This is a genomic window from Flavivirga sp. 57AJ16 (assembly GCF_028736925.1).
Classification (GTDB): domain Bacteria; phylum Bacteroidota; class Bacteroidia; order Flavobacteriales; family Flavobacteriaceae; genus Flavivirga.
The window spans coordinates 22953-43397 of record NZ_JAQZAT010000021.1 but is presented as its reverse complement, the minus strand read 5'-3'; the positions used below and the strand labels follow the sequence as shown (position 1 = coordinate 43397).

The 20445-nt window shown below is 36.2% G+C and carries 11 protein-coding genes; 7 read left to right on the top strand and 4 right to left on the bottom strand.

Going from position 1 to position 20445, the window contains the following annotated elements; genetic code table 11:
* Position 1 precedes the first annotated feature (1 nt).
* On the bottom strand, positions 2-2971 hold the full coding sequence (locus tag PQO00_RS18195; RefSeq protein ID WP_274186286.1) for a SusC/RagA family TonB-linked outer membrane protein: 2970 nt from the start codon (positions 2969-2971) through the stop codon (positions 2-4).
* A gap of 188 nt (positions 2972-3159) precedes the next feature.
* Positions 3160-6027 (bottom strand): TonB-dependent receptor, encoded by a 2868-nt coding sequence (locus PQO00_RS18190; protein WP_274186285.1) that lies wholly within the window; start codon positions 6025-6027, stop codon positions 3160-3162.
* A 308-nt stretch (positions 6028-6335) separates the two neighbouring features.
* Between PQO00_RS18190 and aspS the strand changes: the two genes are divergently transcribed.
* The 3 genes from aspS (at position 6336) to PQO00_RS18175 (ending at position 10215) form a co-directional block, all read left to right on the top strand.
* Positions 6336-8090: an aspartate--tRNA ligase gene (gene aspS, locus PQO00_RS18185; RefSeq protein WP_274186284.1), complete on the top strand. Its 1755-nt coding sequence runs from the start codon at positions 6336-6338 to the stop codon at positions 8088-8090.
* Between the two features lie 45 nt (positions 8091-8135).
* Positions 8136-9923 carry a chloride channel protein gene (locus PQO00_RS18180; RefSeq protein WP_274186283.1) on the top strand — a complete coding sequence of 596 codons (1788 nt, stop codon included), beginning with the start codon at positions 8136-8138 and terminating at the stop codon, positions 9921-9923.
* A gap of 61 nt (positions 9924-9984) precedes the next feature.
* Positions 9985-10215, top strand: coding sequence for a hypothetical protein (locus PQO00_RS18175; protein ID WP_274186282.1), 231 nt, complete (start codon positions 9985-9987; stop codon positions 10213-10215).
* Positions 10216-10313: 98 nt separating this feature from the next.
* On the opposite strand, the gene PQO00_RS18170 is transcribed toward PQO00_RS18175, so the two are convergent.
* Entirely contained in the window at positions 10314-10763 is a 450-nt protein-coding gene (locus PQO00_RS18170) for a nucleoside deaminase (protein ID WP_274186281.1), read from the bottom strand.
* Between the two features lie 96 nt (positions 10764-10859).
* On the opposite strand from PQO00_RS18170, the gene dxs reads away from it, so the two are divergent.
* A complete protein-coding gene (gene dxs, locus PQO00_RS18165) occupies positions 10860-12632 on the top strand; it encodes a 1-deoxy-D-xylulose-5-phosphate synthase (RefSeq protein WP_274186280.1) in 1773 nt (590 codons plus the stop codon).
* Positions 12633-12903: 271 nt separating this feature from the next.
* On the opposite strand, the gene dgt is transcribed toward dxs, so the two are convergent.
* Positions 12904-14244: a dGTP triphosphohydrolase gene (gene dgt, locus PQO00_RS18160; protein WP_274186279.1), complete on the bottom strand. Its 1341-nt coding sequence runs from the start codon at positions 14242-14244 to the stop codon at positions 12904-12906.
* A 163-nt stretch (positions 14245-14407) separates the two neighbouring features.
* Between dgt and PQO00_RS18155 the strand changes: the two genes are divergently transcribed.
* The 3 genes from PQO00_RS18155 (at position 14408) to PQO00_RS18145 (ending at position 20370) form a co-directional block, all read left to right on the top strand.
* Positions 14408-14794 (top strand): carboxypeptidase-like regulatory domain-containing protein, encoded by a 387-nt coding sequence (locus tag PQO00_RS18155; protein ID WP_274186278.1) that lies wholly within the window; start codon positions 14408-14410, stop codon positions 14792-14794.
* A 522-nt stretch (positions 14795-15316) separates the two neighbouring features.
* Positions 15317-18061: a TonB-dependent receptor gene (locus tag PQO00_RS18150; protein WP_274186277.1), complete on the top strand. Its 2745-nt coding sequence runs from the start codon at positions 15317-15319 to the stop codon at positions 18059-18061.
* 269 nt (positions 18062-18330) lie between these two features.
* Positions 18331-20370 carry a hypothetical protein gene (locus PQO00_RS18145; protein ID WP_274186276.1) on the top strand — a complete coding sequence of 680 codons (2040 nt, stop codon included), beginning with the start codon at positions 18331-18333 and terminating at the stop codon, positions 20368-20370.
* The last annotated feature ends 75 nt before the right edge of the window (positions 20371-20445 follow it).

The following is a 20445-nucleotide window of genomic DNA, read 5'->3' as shown; positions in this document are numbered from 1 at the left end:
ATTAAAGTCCTACCGACAAGTGAAACATAAATCTTTTAGATGATGGAAAGGGTGCAACCTCAATTCCAATGCCTGCCGCAGCAGATCCAAAGTTCGATACTTCTGGATCATAACTGTTATAATCGAAAATATTGATCAGGTTTCTTCCTGAAAGACCAACCTTTACATCTGTTATATTTCCATCAAACCATTTTTCCAGACTCCTACTAGGGATATTGTAATATAGCCCTATTTCCCTTAATTTTAAATAAGAGGCATCTTCAACAAAAGGCTCTGCATTTCCTCCAAGAAAAGCCGCAATTCTATAATCCCCATTTGGCGTCGTGCCAGCAGGGTCAATGTTTATTTCATCATAGTCTGCACTTGTGCCTCCAAAATCTGAAAGTAGTCGACTTAAATTCACATTATCGCCTCCTTTTTTCCAATGCCATAAAAATGAAAGCGTAAAATCTCTATATGTCATGTTATTATTAAAAGACATTTGGAAATCAGGCTCAGCATCACCCAAAACCACCACATTTCCATTAACGTCGTTACCTACAATTTGAGTCGCACTTTTCCCTTCTTCTATTCTAAACGTCCCCAGACCTGTTCCAAACCCTTGAGTGTCAAAAGAGTTAACCTTCAACTCCGTGATCTCAGATTTATTTTTAAACCAAATAATGTTAGCATCCCAAGAGAAATCCTCGTCCTTAAAAATACTTCCATTTAAGCCTATTTCAATACCGTTATTTTCTAACGACCCAGCATTTACCCATCTAAAGGCATATCCAGAAGAAGGCTCATTATCGGCTTGAAGAATTAAATCTTCCACTTGCTTATTATAATAAGTAAACTCCAAGGTTACTCGGTTATTTAAAAAGCCGGCATCAAAACCAACCTCCAGCTCTTTTTGTCTTTCTGGTTGAATGGATGGGTCTCCTAAAGTTGTTGGTGTAATAATCCCCACATTGCCATCAATTAAGGAATTAATATAGGTGGTGAATAAAGCGCCATTGGGAGCAAAGTTTCCTGCCTCACCGTATGCTGCACGAATTTTAAATTGATTGACCGCCTCAAGATTCCAGAACTCAAAATTATGTAAGTTAAACGCTGCCGAAGCTTTAGGGTAATAAAAAAACTTGTTTGCATCGCCATTATTAGAAGACTTATCACCTCTTAACCCTAAAGTAGCAATTATTTTATCTTGATAATTTACTTCCTCCTGCACAAAAAAACCAGCATCTTCTTGCTCCAACCTAAATTGGTCAGCATCTACATTAGCAGCTTGATCGACATTGCTTTCTGAAGCAATAAGACCCGTTGAAGTTACCCTAATGGTATTTTGGGAAAAATGCTCGTTTGTAAGACCTGCCTGTGTTGTAAAACTCAAATGACTATCTGTTATATAGTTATGAACCAAAAAGGCATTAAAATTGGCGTCGGTATTTTGAGTGGTTCCTTCTGAGGACAAACCATCTACGCCTCCAACAGCTGGACTCATAAACTGTAAATTCCTGGGGAAAAACACATCGGTGACCAATGTATAAGTATCTACACCAGCACGTGCAATAAACTTTAAACTTTGTTTTTCATTACTGAACAAATTAATATCCAAAGTACCTCCAGCTATTAAACGCCTTGTAGATTCGCTATTAGTCATAACATCCCTGGTATGTATTTGATTGGATGAGTTCGCAGGGTGATCGGGATAGTTTCCGTCTGCATCTGGTAATAAATAATCCCAAGGTCTTGTGAATAACGTAGAAACCCCAATAGTTGTATTGGTATTATCATTATTAAAGAAACCTCTATCAGAATTGGAGTTTATATAATTACCTGTTAAAGCCAACTTAATGTTATCATTAATTTTATGGTCGACATTTAATCTTACAGACTTTTTGCCTGCTCCAGTACGCTTAACGATCCCATCTTCTTCATTCGTCGTAAAACTGCCAAAAAATGACGTCTTATCATTTCCTCCGGACACACTAACATTGGTATTGGTAATAAATCCTTTTTCTCCATAAATTTCCTTCTCATAATCAATTAAGGTGCCTGCGTTTTGGGCTGCAGTGAACAATGCTCCTTCACCATAAACACTTTCTGCCAAGTCTGCTGTCCAATTCCTTTGTCCCAATAAATTAACGGCCTCGTTCCAACCTATTGCCTGCGAGAACTTAACTTTGGTTTTTCCTTGCTTCCCTTTCTTTGTGGTAATGATAACCACACCTGCTGCGGCACGGGAACCATAAATAGCCGAGGCCGAGGCCCCTTTTAATATCTCAATATTGGCTATATCGTCCGGGTTAATATCTGCAATTCTGTTTGATGCATTATCTTGGGAATCTGTTGATGATGCACCACCTCCAGCAGCATTAGATATTTCGTTGAGCCCGCCAGCAAATACACTATTGTTATTTACATAAACACCGTCAATAATATATAAAGGCTGTCCATTACCGTTAATGGAAGTTACCCCTCTTAATTTCACGGAAATACCTCCTCCAGGCGCTCCAGAAGCCTGGGTTATTTGGGCACCTACAAATTTACCCGCCATGGCACCATCTAAAGTTTGCGGTGGTGTTCGCCCTGCCAGATCATCGGCAGAAACAGTTGCTACGGCATTTGCAGCGTTACTTCGTTTAACAGAAGATGCCAAACCTGTAATAATCACCTCTTCTAATGCCTCGGCAGACTCTTGAAGCGTCACATTTATAGTTTTGGCTTCGTTCACTGGGACTTCAAGGGTTTCAAACCCTAAAGAAGAAATTTCTAATGTTACTGGAAAACTGTTGACATTTAAGCTAAATCGTCCATCAAAATCGGATGTTGTTCCAGTTTGTGTTCCCTTAATAATAATATTTGCGCCTGGTAAGGGCAAATTTGTTGCTCCATCTGTTATCGTTCCCGAAATCTGCTGTGAAAAAGCAATTACCGGAATAAGGCATAACAATGTTAGGAGCAGTTTAAATTGTAAAACTTTGCTCATAATTTGATTTATTTGAAATTAGTCAGCATTAAATATCTTAAAAAAATATGGATATTCATAAAAATAAACCACATAAATTAATAAATTAATAAAATGGAATGGTTATATTTAAGAATATGATAATACAGGTTCAATACAAAAAGCTCCACGAAGTACTTCATGGAGCTTTTTAATAGTTCTTTGTATATTTACTTCAACTTAAAACTAAGTCTGGCAAAAAGAAAACGTCCAGCTATACCAAATTGTTGGGAACGTCTTGACCAATCGAAACGGCCACTACTTCGGTTTGCTTCAATGGCCCTATCTGGATAAACATCCAACAAGTTATTTGCTCCTACTGTTAATGTCAAGCTTTCTGAGGCTTTATAGCCAAAAGATAAATCGGTCACTAATTTAGAACCGTACACTTGTTGATTGGCAACAGTTGTTGTAGCCTCTGAAACTTCACCAAACCAAACATTTCTCAAGAATATATTAAACTTATTGAACGTTAAATTGTTGGTCAAATTTATTTTTGTTCTTGGCACGGCTTCCTCCAAATAAATTCTACTATCCTCAGGGAAATAAGTATCTACTAAACCGGCATCTTCTAAAACCTGAGATGCTTTAATAGCACCTACTTTTTTTGTTTTAGAGAGTGTTCCCGACAAATCGGATTTTAATCTCATATTGGTCCCAATATCAGCTTTATGTGTTAATACAATATCCAACCCTTTAGATTCTGTATCGATAGCATTTGCAAAAAATGAGGCTGCCGAAGCATTGGCTTGAGCAAGCAAATTATCTAATTCGGTCCCTGTCCCAGGCCCTCTAAACTGTCCAGTATATACCACTCTATCATCAATGGCCACAAAATAACCATCAACGGTTATCGTTAAATTCGCATCAGGTAGTTTTGACGTAAATCCTATGCTGATACTTTGGGACGTTTCTTCTTTTAATTGTGGAATGCCTAAAAGATTTGCGGCTCTACTATCATTTGAAAACGTTCCTACCTCAACGGGGATGCCGTCTTGAAATATAGTAGATGTTGAGTTAAAATTTAACTGGTGCAATGAAGGTGCTCTAAAGCCTGTATTTAAAGCGGCTCTTATATTAACATTTTCGCTGGCTTTTAATCGCGTTGCTAATTTAAAATTGATCGTGGAGCCAAAATCTGAATAATTCTCAAAACGTGTTGCAAAGCTTGCTAAAAATGCTTCTGAAAAATCTGCTTCCAGGTCAAAATATCCAGCAATACTATTTCTATCCCTGGACAGCTCATTGGCAGGGCTAAATCCTGGAAATACCTGGGAACCGCCCGGTCTGACACTTCCAAAGAAATCTTCTGAAGGGCTTTGAGTAGGCAGGGTAATTAACTCGCCTTCACCTGTATATTGTCCATAAGAAGCTTCTTCACCAGCAACGATTTCATAGTTTTCAAGTCTATACTCAGCTCCAAACGCAATGTTCAGACCACTTAAAATATCATCAAAAAATTGATTTACATCTAAATTAACGGTGTTCTGCATAAAGTTAAACCCGCCAGCATCAAAGGTTGTTGGCGATGCATTTTGCCTTGAAGCGTTAAAAGTATTTCCAATAGTATACAAGAAGGCATTTTTACCCCAAGTATTACTCAAGTCGATATTCCAATCATTTATTTTCCCCTTGATCCCCACTGCTAAAGATTTGTCTGTAATCGTTGAGTTAATCTCTGGCAAAAAACCATTGATATATGCCGGTGTATAGGTTCTACTTTGGTTTGGCAACCTGTAAAACCCGGCAGAATTTCCTTTTCTGGAGCTTGCTCCTGCAAAGGAGTATAATGCTGTGCCATTATCATCCAATGGTAAAGAAAGATTAGCAAAAAACCGCCCGCCTCTTACCTCAGACTGCCCCACACGCATGTTAAAATCACTTCTTACCAATCCTCTGGCAGCTAATTCGGCCGCTGTATTATCTGCGCTTAAAATAGGTTGCAATTCTGCTTTAGTGCTTGCACTACCTATATCGATACCGGCTGCATTAGCATATTGTATAACATCGGCCACATCATCATCCAACAAGTTAGATAAGTTATAACCATCATTATCGGCAAACCTTTCAACGGTGTTGTAAAGGTTGAAAACAGCGTCTTCCCATTCTTTCATTCTACCATAATCCTCTCTAAAATCAAAATCACCGGTGAAATTAATAAACCCGCCATGCTCCCCTAAAGGTAAGCCATAATTAGCACTGATGTTAATGGTCTCGCCATCAACGCCCCCAGTTTGATCGTTGGCATGCTTTGTGAAATTAGCACCTGTAGTCATATTTAATGTAAGTTCGTTTACATTATTATGCAACACAATGTTAATAACTCCAGCAATAGCATCCGATCCATATTGGGCAGCCGCACCATCGCGTAAAACCTCCAAGCGTTGAATGGCTCCAGATGGAATAGCATTTAAATCGGTGCCTACACTACCACGCCCAAAGGTTCCATTAACATTAACCAAAGATGAATTATGTCTTCGTTTCCCATTAATTAAAACAAGCACTTGGTCAGGCCCTAATCCTCTTAGAGAAGCAGGATCGATATGATCGGTTCCGTCTGAAATGGTTTGGGTATTCGACGTAAATGAAGGGGCTACAAAATTTAAAATTTGATTTAAATTAACCTGAGGCCCTTGCGATGTCAATTCAGAAATATCAATAACATCAACAGGAACTGGTGTGTCTACAGCTGTTCTACTGGGGTTTCTAGACCCGATTAATACAACCTCGTCTAAAGCAACACCTTCCTTTAGTGCTATAGTAACCTTTTGAGAAGAGGATACATTCACCTCTTGGGTATCGTATCCTACCGAGGACACCACCAAAGTTACCGGAAAGCTCTCTGCGTTTAAAGTAAAGTTCCCATCAAAATCTGAAATGGTACCAGTACCGGTCCCTTTAATAACAATATTTGCCCCTGCTAAAGGCAAATTTGTTCCTCCATCTGTTACTGTACCTGAAACCTGTTGCGAAAAAGCGATTACAGGCATAAAAAACAATAAAACCAGAAACAATTTAAATCGTAAAAATTTGAACATAATATATTTTATTTGAGTTAGTCTGCTTTAAATATCCAAAAAAAATATGAATATTCATACAAATAAGACAAGTAAATTCGTGGCTTAACAAAAAAACCTAGTAAATTTTAGGAAGGCAAGAAGCTACCTCGAAGTCAGCTCACGAAGATGATCATAGAAAAATCTTTATTTAAATCTTTACAAAAAAGGTTATACTACAAAGTAATATCTTCATAAATTTGCAATCTGTTTAATGCATTAAACTACTATTCAATTAACTTAGTAATTACTAATAGAATAAAGTAGGAGTGCACTTCAATTTTACAACAATGTATAGAAGTCATAATTGTGGTGAATTAAAAGCTACAAATATAAATAAAGAAGTAACCCTTGCTGGTTGGGTTCAAAAATCTCGTGATAAAGGATTTATTGTTTGGATAGACTTGAGAGACCGTTATGGTATAACACAATTGGTTTTTGATGAAGAACGTACTTCGAAAGAAATGATGCAACAGGCTCAAAATTTGGGTCGCGAGTTTGTCATTCAAGTTAAAGGCACTGTTATTGAACGCGCTTCAAAAAACCCTAATATACCAACTGGAGATATTGAAATATTGGTTTCTGAGTTGAATATATTAAACGAGGCCTTACTTCCGCCGTTCACCATAGAAGATAAAACAGATGGTGGTGAAGATCTACGTATGAAATATCGCTACCTGGATATTCGTAGAAACCCCGTAAAAGATAATTTGATCTTTAGACATAAAGTGACTCAGGAAGTTAGGAACTATTTATCTAAAGAAGGCTTTATTGAAGTAGAAACCCCTTATTTGATTAAATCGACTCCAGAAGGTGCAAGGGATTTTGTAGTGCCATCACGTATGAACGAGGGGCAGTTTTATGCATTGCCCCAATCGCCACAAACCTTTAAGCAATTGCTTATGGTCGGGGGTATGGATAAATATTTTCAGATCGTAAAATGCTTTAGGGATGAAGATTTACGAGCTGACAGACAACCGGAATTCACACAAATAGACTGTGAAATGGCGTTTATAGAGCAAGAAGATATTTTAAATACTTTTGAAGGATTAACACGTCATTTATTAAAAGAAGTAAATGGTGTCGAAATAGAAAAATTCCCAAGAATGCTATATGATGATGCCATGCGTTTATATGGTAACGATAAACCTGATATTCGTTTTGGGATGGAATTTGGCGAACTTAACGCCGTTACCCAACATAAGGATTTTGGTGTTTTTAATAATGCAGAATTAGTTGTTGGCATAGCGGTTCCTGGAGGAAATAGTTATACCAGAAAAGAGATAGATAAATTAATTGATTGGGTAAAACGACCACAAGTTGGTGCTTTGGGCATGGTTTATAGTCGTTGTAATGACGATGGTACTTTTAAATCCTCGGTTGATAAGTTCTATGACCAGGAAGACTTGGCTAAATGGGCAGAGGTTACCAATGCAAAAGCAGGTGACTTAATTTGTATACTCTCTGGTGATAAAAATAAAGTACGTGCACAATTAAGTGCTTTGCGTATGGAATTGGCAGAACGCTTGGGCTTACGTAAACCAAACGAATTTGCACCTCTTTGGGTTATGGACTTTCCTTTATTGGAATGGGACGAAGACACAAAGCGTTACCATGCGATGCACCACCCATTTACAGCGCCAAAACCTGGACAATTGGAATTATTAAAAACAAACCCAGGAGATGTAAAAGCCAATGCTTACGATTTAGTGTTGAACGGCAACGAAATAGGTGGCGGCTCCATAAGAATTCATGATAAGGAAACCCAATCCCTAATGTTCGATTATTTAGGGTTTACGCCAGAAGAAGCTAGAGCACAATTTGGCTTTTTAATGGATGCCTTTCAATATGGCGCACCGCCTCATGGCGGCTTGGCTTTTGGGTTGGATAGATTGGTAGCTATTTTAGGCGGGCAAGAAACTATTAGGGACTTTATTGCATTCCCAAAAAATAATGCGGGGCGCGATGTCATGATAGATGCGCCTGCTCCCATTGACGATGAACAGTTAACGGAGTTAAGTTTAAAGCTTCATTTGAAATCATAAAATTTAAATCCTGCTTTATGCAGGTTTTTTTAGTAATTTTATAGCATGCCTCTAAGTACTAAAAGTCTTTTGCGCAAGTTCTTAATCTGGAAATACAAACATATTTCTGAACTCCAGTTTATTTACATCCTTAGTATTTTAGTTGGTTTTTTAGCGGGAATGGGCACCGTGGTCCTAAAAAACCTTACGCATTATATCCGATTACTTTTTAAATTGGATTTCTTTAATAACTACCAGAACTCGCTTTATTTTATCTTTCCAATTATCGGGCTTCTACTTGTTTATATGATCAAACAAATCTGGCTCAAAAAACATATAGGCCATGGTATTTCCTCAACATTATATGCTATTTCCAAACTAAACGGGATTATCCCCAGATATAATATTTATGCTGCATTAATAACAGCTCCCTTAACAGTTGGTTTTGGTGGTTCGGTTGGTTTACAAGGGCCCGCAGTAAGTGTAGGGTCCGCTTTAGGATCTAATGCGGCTCGTTTGTTTCACATGAATACAAAAACAAGGATGCTTTTAATAGGTTGCGCAGCTGCAGGAGCCATGGCATCCATGTTTAAAGCACCTATTGCCGCTATTATTTTTGCTGTTGAAATATTTAGTTTGGATATTGCTTTCACCTCATTGGTACCTCTTTTGTTAGCATCTGTTTCGGCCGTTGTAACCTCCTATATGTTTTTGGGAACCGATGTGCTTTTACGATTTGAATTAACCGATAAATTCGAAGTTAACGATATCCTGTTCTATATCGTTTTAGGATTGGTAACCGGTATAGCATCTGTATATTTTTCAAAAGTATTTTTTGGTATTACTAATTTTTTTAAGCAATTTAAAAGTCGTGCCAAGCGATTGCTCATTGGAGGCATCGCCATTGGCTCTATGCTATACTTTATTCCGCCTCTTTACGGTGAGGGTTATGGTATTATGAATAACCTTTTAAAAGGGGATCACTTATCTGCCATAGGCACTACCCCTTTTAATTTAGATTTATCCAATATATGGATTGTCATCGCACTATTACTTGGTATAACCATATTCAAAGCCATAGCTATGACCACTACTTTTGGTGCTGGTGGTGTTGGTGGCGTGTTTATCCCAACGCTTGTTATGGGTAGTGCGTTAGGGAATGCCTTTGCAAAAATCATTAATAATATCGGCTTGGATTTTCAAGTATCCGAATCCAACTTTACCTTAATAGGTATGACAGGGCTCATGGCCGGGGTCCTCCATGCGCCGCTTACAGCAATCTTCCTTATTGCTGAAATCACAGGTGGCTATGAGTTGTTTGTGCCTTTAATGATCGTATCGACCATTTCATTTGCCATGACCAAATATTATATTTCACATTCTATTTATACACTTAAACTGGCAGAGCGCGGCGAATTGATGACACACGACAAAGACCAAAATGTATTAATGGTTTTGGATATCGATAAAGTCATAGAAACTAATTTCATTACCTTAAAACCAGAAATGAAACTTGGTGATATATTAAAAAAAGCAGTTGCAAAGTCTTCCCGAAATCATTTTCCTGTGGTTAATGATGACGATGAATTTTTGGGGGTTATACATTTAGACGATATTAGGCACATTATGTTCAACTCACACCTTTACGATAAAGTCGATGCCTCTAGCTTAATGCATGCAGACGCAGGTATTATTATTTACGAAGAAAATTCCATGAATGACATTATGGATAAGTTTAAAACCAGTGGGGCATGGAATTTACCGGTTATTAAACATGGTAAATATTGTGGATATATCTCGAAATCTAAATTACTAACTGCTTATAGACAACAATTGATTAATTTTACGAAATAAATCCTAAGGGTTATTTATACCAATTTGAATATTAATTATCGCACTCAAACTCAATGTTTTCATGAAATACCTTATTCTTCTTTTCTTTTTAGCTGCTTTAGGAAGTATAGCAACGGGTTATTTTTTAGAAAATGAGTGGTCGCAAAAATTAATCGGTTTTGGTGTTGCCGGATTATTTTTTATTGTGTTCCCTTTATTTTCTTATTACCGCTGGAAAGATAAAAATGTTAAAGACTACATGCTTACCAAAGAGAACTTGGATAAAATGCGCGAGCGTGAAAAAGAAAGTTAGCAGTGTTCAGTCTCAGCTTTCGACCCTTATATAAAACTCTGTGAATCTTTATTTTAACTCCGTGAATCTCTGCGTAACAATTTGAGTAAATTCATATTTTAATTTAAATTCCGTTTTTCAATAAAAAACCGCTTCATTAATTCCGAAGCTTCATCAGCCATGACCCCTCCTTTTATAACAGTTTTAGGGTGCAATTTTGTATTTAACGTTATGCAACCACGTTTCTGGTCCCTAGCACCATAAACAATATGGGAAATCTGGCTCCAATACAAAGCGCCCGCACACATCTGGCAAGGCTCCAAGGTAACATACAGCGTACATTTTTTTAGATACTTCCCTCCTAAAAAATTAGCCGCCGCTGTAATCGCTTGCATTTCGGCATGCGCCGTAACATCGGTCAACGTTTCCGTTAAATTATGTCCTCTGGCTATTATTTTATTATCGATAACGATAACAGCCCCCACAGGAATCTCTCCTTTTTCATAAGCAGCTTCTGCTTCCTGAAGTGCTTTTTTCATAAAGTATGTATCATCAAAAGGTTCAATCATAAAAGCAAAAATACAAATTCAAAATGGTGAAGCGGTTTAAACTTTTTAAATTGAAGTGAAAAAAAATTTAAACCACTTCAGTACATTTGTAGTCGCATGCAAAAACTTTTAGATACCGTTAACTCCCCTAAAGAACTCCGTCTTTTAAAACAAGAAGACCTGCCCAAACTTGCTCAAGAGTTACGTGCATTCATAATTAATATCGTTGCCACCAAAGAAGGGCATTTAGGAGCTAGTTTAGGCGTTGTGGAATTAACTATTGCACTGCACTATATTTTCAATACGCCCGAAGACCAACTTATTTGGGATGTAGGGCACCAGGCCTACGGACATAAGATCCTAACCGGTAGGAAAGACATATTTCATACCAATAGGCAAGTTGGTGGGTTAAGCGGTTTCCCAAAACGAGAAGAAAGTGACTATGATACTTTTGGGGTTGGGCACTCCTCAACATCCATTTCTGCAGCACTGGGTATGGCCATTGCCTCTCAATTAAAAGGAGATACCAAAAAACAGCACATCGCTGTTATTGGCGATGCTTCCATAGCCAGTGGCATGGCATTTGAAGGCTTAAATCATGCAGGGGTCACCAATGCCAATTTACTGGTTATTTTAAATGATAATGCCATTGGTATCGATCCAAGCGTTGGTGCTTTAAAGCAATATTTAACCAATGTTAAAAAAGGCACTCAAAAACAAGACAATATTTTTGAGGCTTTAAACTTTGATTATTCGGGACCTATAGACGGCCATGATATACATATTATTATTGCGGAATTGGAGCGTTTAAAAACGATTAAAGGCCCTAAATTTTTACATATCATCACTACAAAGGGCAAAGGTTTAAAGCAGGCTGAAGAAGATCAGGTTAAATACCATGCTCCAGGAAAATTTAATGCACATACGGGCGATTTAATTGTAAAGTCCGAAACCATCCAACCTCCCAAATATCAAGATGTATTTGGACATACCATCGTCGAATTAGCGAAACAAAATAAAAACATTGTTGGTATTACACCAGCCATGCCCACTGGAAGCTCATTAAAATATATGATGGCTGAAGTTCCTGAACGCGCTTTCGATGTTGGCATCGCAGAACAGCATGCCGTTACATTGGCTGCTGGCATGGCAACACAGGGCCTCATCCCTTTTTGTAATATTTACTCCACTTTTTTACAGCGTGCTTACGATCAGGTTATACATGATGTCGCCCTTCAAAAACTACCTGTTATTTTTTGTTTGGATCGTGCTGGATTGGTTGGAGAGGATGGTGCTACACATCACGGTGTTTATGATCTATCATATTTAAGATGCATTCCAAATCTTATTATCTTTTCTCCAAGAAATGAAATCGAGTTACGTAACATGATGTATACTGTACAGTTGGGTTTAGAGCAACCTATAGCCATTCGTTATCCTCGTGGGCGTGGCGTTACTATTGATTGGAAGCAACCCTTTTCAAGAATAGAGATAGGCCAAGGTATTCAACTAAAAAAAGGAAGCAACATGGCCGTTTTAAGTGTTGGGGCCATTGCCAGAAATGTTACTGAAGCTATTGAAGAACTGAGCAACACAAAAGAAATAGCACATTACGATATGCGCTTTATAAAACCTTTGGATGAGATTTTGCTTCATGCGATATTAAAGAAATACAACACTGTTATTACGATTGAAGATCATGCAGTTAAGGGTGGATTTGGATCTGCCATTTTAGAATTTGCTTCGGCTCACAATTATAAAAACACTATTAAAACGCTTGGTATTCCTGATCATTTTATAGAACACGGTAAAGTAGATGAACTTCAAAAACTAATTGGATTAGATCCTAAAAGTTTAACAGCTTTTTTTAAGGCAAGTTTTGCAGACTGATGTTTTTTTGTAAAACCCTCTAGTTTCGTTCATAACTTATTCAATCGTTCAAAATCAATAAATCAAAGTGGATTTTAATTATATAATAACTATAAACTAAAAATGATCGGTTGTTTTTGGTTTGATTTAAACAGAAAAATCTTTTTTAACGTTTACATAAGTACATGACAAAAATAATGTATGATATAACCAATAACTTTTTGCCCAGACCTGTCAGGTTTTAAAACCTGACAGGTCTAAGCCTTGCATTAGGCATTGATGCGGCATGTTTTTAAATTTCCATCCCCTTTATCTTTTTATAATCGAGAATAGCTTTACTGTCAGACAGCAGCGACACATGGTAACATACACTCATTAAACGTTGATATAAACTAGGTGTATCTGTTTTTATAGTTTTTGGCAAACCTTTTAAAATGAGCTTATCATAATTAGAAGTAGTGTTATTGAATCCATTATTTATGGCACTAGTATAGGTATTTAATAAGGTGTTGATCACCCCATAACCCGCAATTTCTTTATCGACAACTTCGGTAGATTGGTATATGTTTTCAACACTTATTTTAATAATATCGTTTATTTGGGCTTCGTATTTACTTTTATCCAACAACGCACAATCAAACTCACCATTTAAAATAGCTTCTTCATTTGCCATAAAAACATCCACAGCTTCGCTTATAAGTGATCCTATAGCGAGCGCTCGTAAATAACCCACACGATCTTCTTTGGTTGAAAGGGCATAATAGTTTTCGGGTCTAATAGTGTTCCTAATAATTTTCGATAAATATTCAAGCGCGAATTCTTCTTGAATCAACCCCAGATTAATACCATCTTCAAAATCGATGATCGTATAGCAAATATCATCTGCAGCTTCTACCAAAAAAGTAAGCGGATGTCGAGAGAAACTAATATCTTTTTCTCCTCTTTTTAACAAACCTAATTCATTGGCTACATCCACAAACGCTTCTTTTTCACTTTGAAAAAAGCCATACTTTTTATCGGCAATATGTTTTGTTGGTTTTTTAGGCAAAGACTCTTTAGGGTATTTTATAAAGGCTCCTAAAGTCGCATAACTCAACCGTAAGCCGCCATCACGCCCCGCTCTGCTCTCGGTTAAAATCTTGAAGCCATTGGCATTCCCTTCAAAATCGCATAAGTCCTGATATTCCTTTTCGGTCAATTGATCTTTAAACTGTTTTCCGTTTCCTGTTTTAAAAAACTCCCCAATCGCCTTTTCTCCAGAATGCCCAAAGGGCGGGTTTCCAATATCGTGCGCTAAAGCAGCTGCGGCAACAATCGCTCCAAAATCGTTGGCTTGGTATCCATGTACACTATACAAATGGGGGTGTTTTTCTAATAGTTTCTTACCAACTAACCGTCCTAAAGAACGCCCCACCACACTTACTTCCAAACTATGCGTTAATCTGGTATGCACAAAATCGGTTTGCGATAAAGGGATCACCTGTGTTTTATCTTGTAGGCTTCTAAATTCTGAAGAAAAAATAACCCGATCATAATCTACCTCAAACCCCAAACGGGTTTCATCTTGTTCTTTTCGTATACGTTTATTTGTGTCGCCAAAGCGCTTTAAGGATAATAATTGTTCCCAGTTCATTTTATATTTTTAAGAACAAGCAAGATAATTAAATTCGATAATAATTGGCCCTCAAAAATTTGATAACATTAAGATAACATTTTAATCACTGTTCTTTAATAATTAGGTAACATACGGTTGACTCAAAAATTGGTTCTTTGCATGTGTTATTTTACATAAACCCATGAAACAGTTAATCACTTTTTTTATCCTTCTTTTTGCTTCTTTTTGTTTTTCACAAAACACAGGTTTAATAACTGGTAAATTAACAGATCAAGAGTTTGACAACAATCCTTTAGTCTTTGCTGATGTCTCTATTAAAGGAACTTCTATAAAATCGACCACAGACCAAACGGGGTTATTTGTTATTGAAAATTTAGAAGATGGAGACTATACCCTAGTATGCAGTTTTGCAGGTTACGAAACTAAAGAACTGAAAGTAAAAGTGGTGTCTGGAGCATCTAAGTTTATCAAAACGTCTTTAGGCGCAAGCACAGTCTCTTTACTTGAACTCGCTTCAATTGCTAATACTAGCGAGAAAAACAACAAAACAGCTTCTCGGTTAAATTAATTAAGTGTAAAAAATTGCTCAAAAGGCATACGCTAATTATTTAAATCCTTGTTGTTTTCCAACTTCCCTTTAATACAACTACCACGTGTACGCATCTTTAAAAAAGACACGAATACCACAAATTTTCACTAATCATTCTGTCTATTGATAGGTTTCAAGCCTATATAGGTCAGGGATTTATGTTCATACTAAGTCCAATCTATACTATAAAGTATTGGATTCGCTTGGATTTGCACCATTCGCGTCCGATCTTTTATTATGCAATATTTGTGTACTCACTATAGTTAACACAAAAGGAGACAAAACATCTATATAGACCTTTGGTTAATAACCTACCTTTTATGGTTTATAAAAAAACTTCTTTTTAAAGTATTTTCAATGTTAACTTATTGTTTACAAATTAAAAAACAGACCCGTTTCAGGTAACATTTAGATAACCCTTTAGTTACTGTTGTTTAATCTAAAGGTAACATAGTCTTTACATAACCTACCGTTCTTTGCAGCTAGAAATCAAATGAAATAATGAAAAAAATTTTAGTATTATTAGCAGTACTTACTGCTACATTTTCGCATGCTCAAAGTACTGGTTCTGTGGTTGGAAAGCTAACAGATAAAGAGTATAACAATGAGCCTTTAGCCTTTGCTAATATAATAATAAAAGGGACTACCAAAGGTACAACCTCAGACTTTGATGGTCATTATATGCTGGAAGCCTTAAGTCCTGGAGCTTATACATTAATTTTTAGTTTTGTTGGATATGAAACCCAAGAAATAAATGTACAGGTAGTTGCAGGTAAGGTCACCGAAGTAAATGTACCTATGGGTGCCAGTGCGGCAGCTTTAAGTGAAATTGTGATTACTACAACGACTAAACGAGACAGTGAAACGGCGCTTTTAATAGAACAAAAGAAAGCTGTTGTTATTAAAGAAAGTATTGGAGCTGAAAGATTAAGCAAAATTGGAGTTTCTAATGCCGCAACAGCAACAACTAAAATTTCTGGAGTTACACAAAGTGAAGGAACTGGAGAAATATACATAAGAGGTTTAGGGGATAGATATTTATCTACTACAATGAATGGCTTACCGATACCATCTGATAACGTTGATAATAAAAATATCAATCTAAACTTATTTTCAACCAATATGATCGAAAATGTTGGAATAAGTAAAACTTATACTACCTCTGGTTATGCCGATCAAACTTCTGGAAATGTGGACATCTCTTCAAAAGGATATTCAAAAAAGGAGTTTTCTGTTAGTGCAGGTTCAAGTTATAATACTAATGTTTTAGGATTGGATGGTGATTTTAAAAGAAGTGTAGCTTCTAATGACGTTACACTTGGTTTTCATAAAAAACAATTCGCTCTTGTAGACTTAATTACAAGACAAAGTTGGGATCCATTAAATCAAAAAAACACTGGAAACTATAACCTGTCTCTATCTGGTGGATATAAGTTTGATGTTTTCGGAAAAGAACTATCGATCTTTGCTTCTGGTTCTCATTCAAAATCTTTTGGATATCAAGAGGGGATCTTCAGAAGTTATAGGTCAAATATTTTAGACAATGAATTTACAGATGTTGAGTCATTTACAACGAATACAAATTCTACTGGATATGTGAATTTAGGACTCAAATTAGATAATAACAATAACATAAAAATAAGCAGTTTATCCGTTAATAAAAGTACAGATAATGTTTATGAGCAAGGTAGAAATGGTTTAGGCTATGTTTTCGATCAAGACCCTCAAGAAGACGGCGCCTTTGTAAGAGACCAAAATTTCAAACAAACCAGGCTGCTCGTTAATCAAATAATTGGGGATCATAAAATAAGTGAAAACAATGCATTAAATTGGGCAGTTGGCTATAATTTTGTATTAGCTGAAGAACCTAACAGGATTAGAAACGAAGCAAACATTTTAGATGCCAATACGGTTCAATATGCTCATGTTGGTGATTTTCAACAAAGAAAGTCTAGCCAAAAAATTGAAGATACTGAATATAACGCCTATCTAAAAGACGAGATAAGTTTTGGAAAATTAGATGAAGATGAGAAAAAACCCTTCAAGCTTAATGTAGGTGTTAATATCCGTAAAAAAGAAAGAGTATTTAGTTCTTTATTTATTGGTGTTAGAGCTAGAGATTTTCAAGTTCCATCTGTAGATGATTTTTCAATCACTTTTACTGAAGCTAACTTTAACAATGGCTTAGTTTTAAGAGAAAGTGATCCTGATAGATATGATGCAGACCTAGCTATTATGTCTGGTTTTGCCAACCTAGATTTTGGTCTAAACAAAAAATTCTCTGGAAATATTGGCGTGAGATATGAAAGAGATGAAATAAATGTATTATGGGATGTGGCAAACTTTGTTGGGCGTGTTGGTTCCATTGCAAAAGAGTATAACGAAATATACCCAAGTGTTAATTTAAAGTATGAGTTAAACGAAAAAAACTTTTTACGTTTTGCTTCAAGTTTAACCCAAACCCTACCAGAATTTAAAGAGTTATCTCCTTTTGAGTATGTTTCGCCAACTGGTCGCGTTACAAGAGGTGATCCTAATTTAGAAAAATCCGATGTTTTTAATGTTGATTTAAAATGGGAGTTTTTCCCTAAGCAAGGAGAATTAATCTCGGCTACGACATTCTACAAACAAATAAAAAACCCAATTAACTTAGCTTTAACCAGAGGCTCTGCCGGGATTTTTGAATTCTCGAATACAGGTAAAAAAGCTAACGTTTTTGGTGCCGAGCTAGAAACACGTTTAAACTTAATTGAAAATGAGGAAGAAAAACCCATCCTTAACTTTAATGCCAACATAACTAAAATGTGGTTTAATCAAGATTTATTAGAAGAGTTTCAATATAAAAATATTACAGAATCCGATTTACAAGGCGCTTCAGATTTAATCTTAAATGGATCATTAGGATACAACAATCAAAAAGAAAAAGAATTTATTGCTACCATAACTGGCAATTATTCATCAGACAAAATATTTGCATTAGGGTCTCCTGAAGATTTTGCTAATAGCAATACTCTTTATAATGATGAAATTATAGAAAAAGGATTCTTTACTATGGATTTGGTTGTTAGTAAAAAAATAACAGACCATTTATTATTAAAATTTATTGGAAGAAACCTTCTTAATCCAGATATAGAACAAACACAGTTAATTAGAGACATTAACACAAGTGTTGAGACAAACGAAGTTGTAAGCTCATATAAAAAAGGAAGTTTATTAAGCTTGAGCTTAAAGTATACGTTTAAATAAACATACAATTAAATCGTAGAACCGTCTAAAACCTCAAGGAAATCTTTGAGGTTCTCTTTTTAATAAATATTACAAAAACACAAATAAAAATTAATTTAAAAGAACAAAAAACGAAACATCAAAACATCGGTTATACATAGTTAACCTTTTGGTAACAAAAGCACATAATTTAACAACAAAACGTAACCTACGTTTAATATTCTAGTAAACAAAAGGAGAAATGAATCGATTTTCTTTGCATAACTATTATAAAATAATAAAAATCAAAAATGAAAAAATTATCTTTAAAATTAATTGCTGTGGCATTAGCATTTACTGCTATTAGTTTAACCAGCTGTAGCTCTGATGATCCAGCGCCAATAGCTCCTTCTGAGGCTAAAGTTATTGAAAACTTAGAGGCTGGGGTTATGAATGGTACTTTAGAAGAAAACTATACTCTTAAAGCTTCAACCGTTTATAATTTAACAGGTCAATTTATTATAGCAGACGGCGCTTCATTAAGTATTCCTGCTGGCACTAAAATTCTTGCCGATAATGGTGGTACAGATGTATATATCGCTGTTTTAAAAGGCGGGGAAATTAACATTAATGGTAATGCAGGAAATCCGGTTGTAATGTCATCTGCTGATGGAAATCGTGGTGACTGGGGAGGTTTAACCTTGTGTGGAAAAGCGACTACTACTGCTGGTGTTGATGCTCAAGCCGAAGTTGGTGGTTTTATTTACGGAGGTACTGACGATACAGATAGTTCTGGAATTATAAGATATTTACAAATTGTTGGTACTGGAGCGCAAATCAATACACAATCTCAATATAACGGGGTTTCTTTTTATGCAGTTGGTTCTGGCACATTAGTAGATAACGTAGCAGTAATAAATGGTTCTGATGATGGCGTTGAGTTTTTCGGTGGAACTGTTTCTGCAACGAATTTATATTTAGAGAACAATGATGATGATTCTATCGATTGGACTGAAGGGTGGAATGGGTCTGTAACAAATGCTTATATATCTCATACTATCGCTAATTTCTCAACTGTGTTTGAAGGAGACAAAACAAATGGAAATCCAAAATTCACGAATATAACGGCAATTTCAACTGTAGGTGGTACTGCATTACAATTCAAATTACAATCTGGAGCTACTATTGATGGACTTTCTTTAAGTGGTTATGATGTAGATTTAGATATGAAAGACGGTGGAGATACTGCAAATGTCATTTTTAACGATGGTTACTCACCTGTTGCTCATGCAACTCCTGAAAAACAATTAGAAACAGGAGAATACTTTTATTCTTTAAATACTTCTGTTGTTCCTACTGTAGCTGCTTCAGACTTTGATTGGGTAGATACAAATTTATCATTTGAAAGTAGCCTTTTACAAGGTGCTGTTACGGGTAACGTTACTTTAAACGCTTCAGTAAACTACACATTAAACTCTTCTTATATTGTTCAAAGTGGTGCTAAATTAACAATTCCTGCAGGAACTAAAATTACTGCCAGAGACGGTGGTACTGGTGTTTACATTGCAGTTTTACAAGGTGGTGAAATAGATATTCAAGGTACCGAATCTGATCCCGTTGTAATTTCATCTACAGCTGCAAATGGTGGAGACTGGGGAGGTTTAACTATTTGTGGTAATGCTACAACTACTGCTGGCATTGATGCTGTAGCTGAAATAGGTGGTTTTGTATATGGTGGCACAACTGATAATGATAACTCTGGTTCTATAACATATTTAGTACTTAAAGGAACCGGAGCTCAAATCAACTCTGAGTCTCAATACAATGGTCTTTCGCTATATGCAGTTGGTTCTGAAACTGTTATAGAAAACATTTCCGTTATAAATGGTTCTGATGATGGGGTTGAGTTTTTTGGTGGAACTGTTTCTGCATCTAACTTATACTTAGAAAACAATGATGATGATTCTATCGACTGGACCGAAGGGTGGAATGGATCTGTAACTAATGCTTATATTTCTCATACGGTTGCCGGTTTCTCAACTGTTTTTGAAGGAGACAAAGACAATGGAAATCCAACTTTTACTAATATCACGGCTATTTCTAGTGTAGGTGGAACTGGTTTACAATTTAAAAAACAATCTGGTGGAACCATTACTGGTTTACATTTAACTGGTTATGACGTAGATTTAGACATGAAAGATGGTGGTGCTTTATCTAATGTACAAATAGAAGGTGCCAATGCTGATGCAACTCTACTATCTGGAGAGACTGATAAATATACACTTAATTCTGGAAAAGATGCTACGGCATTAGATATTTCTGGATGGACTTGGAGAAATGCTGGTCTATAAATAGTAATAAAATATATCTTTTTAGACAAAAAAGCATCCCAAATGGGGTGCTTTTTTACTATTTGTCCCGTCCTA